9 protein-coding genes and 1 pseudogene are annotated in these 7,003 nt (G+C 68.0%); 2 read left to right on the top strand and 8 right to left on the bottom strand.

Annotated features, from left to right (window positions below; translation table 11 throughout):
* From TY51_RS22290 to TY51_RS18480, 6 genes and pseudogenes are all read right to left on the bottom strand, one after another.
* Nucleotides 1-243: pseudogene (locus tag TY51_RS22290) on the bottom strand (hypothetical protein); the annotation flags it as partial.
* Nucleotides 244-478: 235 nt separating this feature from the next.
* Nucleotides 479-1,309, bottom strand: coding sequence for a ferredoxin--NADP reductase (locus tag TY51_RS18500; protein ID WP_042252530.1), 831 nt, complete (start codon nucleotides 1,307-1,309; stop codon nucleotides 479-481).
* A gap of 47 nt (nucleotides 1,310-1,356) precedes the next feature.
* Nucleotides 1,357-1,743 carry a DUF934 domain-containing protein gene (locus TY51_RS18495; RefSeq protein WP_042252528.1) on the bottom strand — a complete coding sequence of 129 codons (387 nt, stop codon included), beginning with the start codon at nucleotides 1,741-1,743 and terminating at the stop codon, nucleotides 1,357-1,359.
* Nucleotides 1,740-2,471, bottom strand: coding sequence for a phosphoadenylyl-sulfate reductase (locus tag TY51_RS18490; RefSeq protein WP_042252525.1), 732 nt, complete (start codon nucleotides 2,469-2,471; stop codon nucleotides 1,740-1,742). Before TY51_RS18490 ends, TY51_RS18495 begins: the two co-directional genes overlap by 4 nt.
* Entirely contained in the window at nucleotides 2,464-4,122 is a 1,659-nt protein-coding gene (locus TY51_RS18485) for a nitrite/sulfite reductase (RefSeq protein WP_042252522.1), read from the bottom strand. Before TY51_RS18485 ends, TY51_RS18490 begins: the two co-directional genes overlap by 8 nt.
* The gene (locus tag TY51_RS18480) at nucleotides 4,115-4,447 is read right to left on the bottom strand and encodes a DUF2849 domain-containing protein (protein ID WP_042252519.1); all 333 of its coding nucleotides are present in this window, start codon (nucleotides 4,445-4,447) and stop codon (nucleotides 4,115-4,117) included. Before TY51_RS18480 ends, TY51_RS18485 begins: the two co-directional genes overlap by 8 nt.
* Before the next feature lie 99 nt (nucleotides 4,448-4,546).
* Here TY51_RS18480 and TY51_RS18475 point away from each other — a divergent pair, with 99 nt between their 5' ends.
* Both TY51_RS18475 and arsC read left to right on the top strand, forming a co-directional pair.
* On the top strand, nucleotides 4,547-5,062 hold the full coding sequence (locus tag TY51_RS18475) for an Lrp/AsnC family transcriptional regulator (RefSeq protein WP_042252516.1): 516 nt from the start codon (nucleotides 4,547-4,549) through the stop codon (nucleotides 5,060-5,062).
* A gap of 1 nt (nucleotide 5,063) precedes the next feature.
* Nucleotides 5,064-5,438: an arsenate reductase (glutaredoxin) gene (gene arsC, locus TY51_RS18470; RefSeq protein ID WP_042252513.1), complete on the top strand. Its 375-nt coding sequence runs from the start codon at nucleotides 5,064-5,066 to the stop codon at nucleotides 5,436-5,438.
* 117 nt (nucleotides 5,439-5,555) lie between these two features.
* On the opposite strand, the gene TY51_RS18465 is transcribed toward arsC, so the two are convergent.
* A complete protein-coding gene (locus TY51_RS18465; protein ID WP_052650463.1) occupies nucleotides 5,556-6,080 on the bottom strand; it encodes a hypothetical protein in 525 nt (174 codons plus the stop codon).
* Nucleotides 6,074-7,003: YadA-like family protein (locus TY51_RS18460; RefSeq protein ID WP_042252509.1), on the bottom strand; the 930-nt coding region annotated here is incomplete at its 5' end. The genes TY51_RS18460 and TY51_RS18465, both read right to left, overlap by 7 nt.

Below are 7,003 nucleotides of genomic sequence, written 5' to 3'. Positions count from 1 at the left end.
CCTCGGGGGCGGGCTCCTCGACGGGTGCGGGTTCCGGCGCGGGCTCTTCGGCCGGGGCGGCTCTGCCGGGGGCTCGGTTGCCATCTGGTTCAGGTCGGCGCCATCCTGAGGGCCATCCTCGCCGGGTGCTGCGGCCTCTGCCGGGGGCGGAACCTCTCCCTCGGGCGCGGGATCGGCCTGCGCCAGGATCAGGTTCTGGGGGGCGGCCGCCTGATCGGGGCCGGGCATCGCGGTCTGGGCCATCGCAAGATGCGGCGCATCAGCGACAGGCAGGCCGCGATGGCGGTGGTGTTGTGGATAATCCGGCGCATGAGACGCTCCTTGTGGAAAACCGAATGTCTGTCTTTGGTGGTTTAACAGGCACTTGCGCCAAGGGTTCCCAAACTTGCCGTGACCTTTGCGTGATGGGCGGCGTCGCGCCATGCAAAAGGCCGCGCCGATGTGGCGCGGCCCTCGGGGCGGTCCGGGGCGAAGGGCGTCAGACGCCTTCGCCGACAAAGGCCTTTTCGACCACGAATTCGCGGGGTTCTGAATTCGCGCCCTCGTGCAGGCCAAAGCCCTCAAGGACGGCCTTGACGTCGACGTTGAACGCCAGGCTGCCGCAGATCATCGCGCGATCCTCGGCCGGGTCGATGGGCGGCAGGCCCAGATCGGACAGCACCTTGCCCGAGGTCAGGTTGTCGGTGATGCGGCCCATGAAGGGCGACGGTTCGCGGGTCGTGGTCGGATAGTATTTCAGCCGCTGCGCGAAGTCGTCGCCATAGATCTCGGTCAGCAGCGGGTCGTGGCGCAGGTTGTTCACCAGCTCGGCGCCATAGACCAGTTCCTCTCCGGTGCGGCAGGTGTGCATCATGATGACCTGCTCGAACCGCTCATAGGTCTCGGGGTCGCGCATCAGCGACGCGAAGGGCGCAAAGCCGGTGCCGGTGGCCAGGAACCACAGCCGCTTGCCGGGCAGTAGCGCGTCGAGGACCAGCGTGCCCACGGGTTTCGGGCGCAGGATGATCTGGTCGCCCGGCTTGATGTGCTGCAGCCTTGAGGTCAGCGGCCCGTCGGGGACGATGATGGAATAGAATTCCAGCTCGTCGTCCCAGTTGGGCGAGGCGATGGAATAGGCCCGCAGCAGCGGCTTGCCGTTGTCGCCCGGCAGGCCGATCATCACGAATTCGCCCGACCGGAAACGCAGCGAGGCGGGCCGCGTCACCCGGAACGAGAACAGGCTGTCGGTCCATTTCGTGACGGAGGTCACGGTCTGGGCGTCGGGAACGGTAATCTTGGCGGCCTCGGTCACGGGCAGATCCAGCGTCATTGTTGCAATCCTTGTCGTCTAATCGATGGGGCGCGCGGGTGAAAGGGTCACCCGGCCAGCTGCGCCCGATGGTCCCAGGCCTTGAAGTCGGCGCGGGCCAGCCACTGATCCTGCGGTTGGCGGGCGGCGATGTCGGCGGCGACCTCGACCTCGTCGAAGCCCACGCGCCGGGCCATGGCGTATTGATCGGCGATCAGCCGGCCGGTCGCGCGCAGGCGACCGGTATATCCCAGCTCGCGCAGGCGGCGCGCCAGGGTAAATCCGCGCCCGTCGCTGAAGGACGGAAACGCGATCCCGATCAGCGGCTGATCCAGGTGATCGGTCAGCGTCGCGGCTGCGGTGTCGGGGGCCAGCACCACGGCGGGCTGGTCGGTCACCGGGTGAAAGCCGTCATCGCGGGCCAGGACGGGTTCGCTGTTCAACTGCTCGCTCATGCCGAGACCTTTCTGCGGACCATGCGCCCGCCGATGAAGTGGATGCCGCATTCGGATTTCTCCTGTCCGCGCCAGCGGCCGGACCGGGGGTCTTCGCCCGGTGCCACGGGCGAGGTGCAGGGCGCGCAGCCGATCGACGGATAGCCCTGCGCCACCAGCGGATGCCGGGGCAGGCGGTTTTCCACCATGTAGTCCTGCACATCCTCGGGGCGCCAATGCGCCAGCGGGTTCACGCGCAGGCGGGTCGGGGGTTCGGGCTCGAAGAACTCCAGCGCGGCGCGTTGGCCGTTCTGGAACCGCTTGCGGCCCGTGATCCAGGCGTCATAGCCCGACAGGACGCGTTCCAGCGGCACCGTCTTGCGGAAATCGCAGCAGGCGTCCGGGTTCACCTTGTGCAGCGTCCCGTCCGGGTCATGCGACGCGATCTCCGCGTCGCTGGCGGTGATGACCTGCACGTTGGTGAGCGACAGGCGTTCCGCGACCTCCTGCTGATAGGCCAGCGTTTCGGGAAACAGCATCTGCGTGTCGATGAACAGCACCGGCAGGCCAGGAGCCACGCGGCTGACCATGTGCAGCAGCACGACCGATTCCGCGCCGAACGACGACACCAGCGCCACCTGCCCCAGATCGGGGTCAGTGACCGCGCGGCGCAGCACCTCGATGGCGGCATGGTGGCGATAGCGGTCGTTCAGCCGCCCCGCCCGCGTGTCCAGGTTCCCGTCAAGCATCGGCGGCCACGGGATACAGCGCGGCCTTGAACGGGGCCTGACCCAAGCGGCGATAGGCGTCGATGAAGCGTTCGGACGCGTCCTCACGCACCTCAAGATAGGCGCGCAGCAGGCGGTCGATGGCCGGGACCACCTGTTCGGCCGGGAAACCCGCACCGGCGCGTTCGCCGATGGCCGGGATGTCATAGGCATCGCCGCCAAGCGTGATCTGATAGTTCTCCACGCCAGCCCGATCCAGCCCCAGGATGCCGATATGGCCCAGGTGGTGATGTCCGCAGGCATTGATGCAGCCCGAGATGCGGATGTTCAGATTGCCGATCTCCTGCTCCAGCCCCAGGCCGCGGAAGTGGTCGGCGATTTCTTCTGCGATCGGGATCGACCGGGCGGTGGCCAGCGCGCAGTAATCCATGCCGGGGCAGGCGATGATGTCGCTGGTCAGCCCGGCATTGGCGGTGGCAAGGCCCGCCTCGCGCAGCGCCGCATACAGCGCCGGCAGGTCGGATTTGTGCACATGCGGCAGCGCCACGTTCTGGTCATGCATCACGCGCAGGTCGTGGTGGCCATAGCGTTCGGCCAGATCGGCCAGCAGGCGCATCTGGTCCGCGCTGGCGTCGCCCGGCGTCTGGCCCGGCGCCTTGAAGGTCACCACGACGCTGGCATAGCCGTCCACGCGGTGCTGGTGCAGGTTCGTGTCCGACCAGCTGCGGAAGGCGGGGTTCGCCTGACGCTCGGCCTCATAGCCGTCGACGGGCGCATTGCGGAAGGATGGCGCGCGGAAGCGGTCCTTGAAGACCGCCAGCGCATCCCGGTCGGCGCCGTGGAAATCGCGGCGGCGGGCCAGGAATTCCTCTTCGATCTCGGCGCGCATGACGTCCAGGCCACGCTCCAGCACGGTGATCTTGATGCGGGCCTTGTACTTGTTGTCGCGACGGCCGGCCAGGTTGTAGGTCGCGATGATCGCCTCGACGTAAGGAAGCAGGTCCTCCTCGGGCAGAAAGTCGCGGACGACCTGGCCCAGCAGGGGCGTGCGGCCCAGACCGCCACCGATCCAGACCTCGAACCCGGTCTTGCCGTTCTGTTCGGTCAGACGCAGGCCGATGTCATGGGCGGCGATGACCGCACGGTCCTTTTTGCCGCCGGAAATGGCGATCTTGAACTTGCGCGGCAGGAACTGGAATTCGGCGTGATCGGTCGACCAGCTGCGCAGCAGCTCCGCGTAGGGGCGCGGATCGGCGGCCTCGTCAAAGGCGGCGCCGGCAAAGGCATCGGTGGTCACGTTGCGGATCGTGTTGCCGCTGGTCTGGATGGCATGCATGCCGACATCGGCCAGCGCGTCCAGCATGTCCGGGATGTCGACCAGCTTGGGCCAGTTGAACTGGATGTTCTGGCGCGTGGTCCAGTGGCCATAGCCCTTGTCCCATTTCTCGGCCAGCACGGCTAGGGTGCGCATCTGGTCGGGGCTGATCGTGCCATAGGGAATGGCCACGCGCAGCATGTAGGCATGCAGCTGCAGATAGACGCCGTTCATCAGGCGCAGCGGCTTGAACTCGTCCTCAGTCAGGCTGCCGTCCAGGCGGCGGGCGACCTGGGCGCGGAATTCGGCGGCGCGCTGGCGGACATAGTCGGTTTCGACGGGGCGGATATCAAACATGGCTGGCCTCGGCTTGCTGATCGGCCTGGATGCCGTGGAAATAGTTGGACGGTCCGCGCTGGCGGAAGGCCTCGCGGAAATGGACCGGCTCGGGCCCGTCGGGTCCGCGCTTGGCCTCGACCAGATAGGGGGCGACGACAATTTCCGATTGGGCCACGGCCTGCAGCAGGGCCAGATCGGCGATGGCCTCGTCGTCATAGACGGTCGCATGGCGCGGATCGCGGGTCCAGCCGTCGGCGCACATCCACACATTGTGGCCTTCGCGAAGATCGTTCGCGGTGATGACGCCGGGGCGTGCGGCCGACAGGGGGAAGGATTTGCTCATGACTGGACCTCGCGGTTTTGCTGTCCTCTATATAGAATTTCGTTCTGGATTCTGCACAGTGGTCGCGGCAAATAAGGACGATCGACCAAGGAGTGCGCCATGCCGGAACCGATTTCCCCTGATACGGGCGCAGGACAGACGCCTGTCCGCCTGGACGAGGTGGACCGCAAGATCCTGTCCCTGCTGCAGCAGGATGCCAGCCTGTCGCTGGACCAGATCGCGGACCGGGTGGGGGCGTCCAAGACCCCGGTCTGGAACCGCATCCGCAAGCTGCGCGAGGCCGGGGTGATCCGCCGGCAGGTCGCGATCCTGGACCCGGAGGCACTTGGGCTGGAGGCCTGTTTCTTCGTTCTGATCCGCACCAGCGAACATGACCGCGACTGGGCGGCGCGGTTCCTGCGTGCCCTGCGCGAGCGTCCCGAGGTTGTCGAGGCGCACCGGCTGGCGGGCGATATCGACTATATCCTCAAGGTGCAGGTCAAGAACGCGCGCGCCTATGACCGCTTTTATCAGTCGCTGATCGGCGAGGTGAAGATCCACAACGTCACCGCGCTGCTGTCGATGGAGGAGATCAAGGCGACCAGCGCGCTGCCCATTCCGGACGGGGATCGCTAGCGTGGACTGGGTGATCTGGCACAAGCCGACCTGCTCCACGTCCCGCTGGGTGCTGGCGGCGCTGCGCGAGGCGGGGATCCAGCCCGAGGTGCGCGATTATATTGCCGCGCCGCCGTCCGAGGGCGAAGTGCGCGATGCGCTGGCGGTGCTGGGGATCGGTGCGCGGGGGCTGATCCGGCGCAAGGGGACGCCGTTCGTGGAGCTGGGCCTGGGCGATCCGGGGCTGTCGGACGACGCGCTGATCGCGGCGATGGCGGCGCATCCGATCCTGATCGAGCGGCCGGTGGTCTTTGCCCCCCATGGCGCGGTGCTGTGCCGACCCAAGGAGCGCGTCCATGACCTGATCGCGCGCAACGGGGCGGGCGTTGCGCGGTGAGCCGTTGCAGGTCCGGGGCGTGAAACGGTCAGCAAATGCTGGGAAATCGGCGGCACCGGGCGCGCACCGCGGGCGCACCGCGCGGACACAGGGCGTACACCGACAACGCGCGGTGCCTTAGGGATCGATCGGATCGAAGGCCCCGACCGAGATGCCCAGCAGCAGCCAGCGCCGCCCCTCCAGCCCCAGGACCAGGTCGAAGCTGACATGGCGCGGTTGCAGCGGCACATAGCCGGTCAGGCGCAGCTCCTGGCCGGTGTCGGACAGGGCGCTTTCCAGGATGACCGGGTCGATGACCATCGCCTGCAGCAGGTCCAGCCGTTCCTCGCGCAGGGGCGTGAAGAGACCCGCCAGCCGCGTCGGATCGTTGGCCAGCCCGAATTCGGGCGAGGCGATGTCGCGCAGCACGGTATAGTTGCCCGTCCAGTTGCCGTGGTTCACCGCCGCCAGCACGTCGCGGATCAGGGCGGTGGCATAGCTGGGTTCGACCAGCGGCGCCTCGGCCTGCGGTGCGGGCTGGGGGTCGGCGGGGGCGGGGGTGTCCTGCGCATGGGCGCTGGCGCCGACCAAGGCCAGCGCCATCGCGATGGCCAGGGACAGCGCATGCGCCGTCCCCGTCCGTTTTGCGGCGTGGCTTACCACGCGTAGGTCACGCCGATGCGGCCGCCGACCTGATTCTGGTCGAAGCCGTAGGTGATGCCCGCATCGAACTGGGTGTTCGCGTCGAAGCGGTAGCCCATCGAGGCGGCCAGCGCCTGCGAGCCTTCGAAGCTGCCGATGCTGGTCGAGACGGCGTAGGTCTTGTCCTCGGGGACGTAGGGGGTGTTCAGCGCCATCGCCATGGCGATGCCTTCCTTGTTGTTCTCGACCTGCTGGCCCAGCGACCGCACGCTGCCGCCCAGCGACGACATGCTTTCGCCCAGCGACCGGTCGACCGCCAGGTTGCCCTGCGCGTCCGAGGTCACGACGCCGACGGGCGTGCCCTGTGCCGCGGTGCTGGCGTCAGATGCGATGCCCGCCGCGCGATAGGTGTTGGCCCCGTTGCCCAGCACGAATTCGTTCGCGCGGGTCGCGGTCGCACCGTCGCCGATGGCGACCGAGTTGTCGGCCGCGGCGACCGCCTGGTTGCCAAGCGCGATCGAGCCCGAACCCATGGCCATCGCGGCCTCGCCGATGGCGGTCGAGCGCACGCCGCTGGCGACGGCCAGGTGACCGAAGGCATGGGCGCGTTCCGCGGTGGCCTGCGCCTGCCAGCCGAAGGCGGTGGCGGCGGTGCCGTTCGCGACCGATTCACCGCCGACCGCGGTGGTCGAGGTGCCGTTCGCGACCGAGGTGTCGCCGATGGCCAGCGCGTCCACGCCGTTGGCGATGGATTCGTTGCCGATGGCGGTCGAGAAATCCGACTGGGCGTCGGCATTCTCGCCCACGGCCAGGGAGCGGACGCCCTGGGCGGTGGCCAGGTGACCGATGGCCTGGGCGCGTTCGGCGGTGGCCATGGCCTGCCAGCCGATGGCGCTGGCGCCGGGGCCCGTCGCAACCGATTCGCCGCCGATGGCGGTGGTCGA

It is taken from the genome of Paracoccus sp. PAMC 22219 (assembly GCF_000787695.1).
Lineage (GTDB): Bacteria > Pseudomonadota > Alphaproteobacteria > Rhodobacterales > Rhodobacteraceae > Paracoccus.
This window is presented reverse-complemented; position numbering and strand designations above follow the sequence as displayed.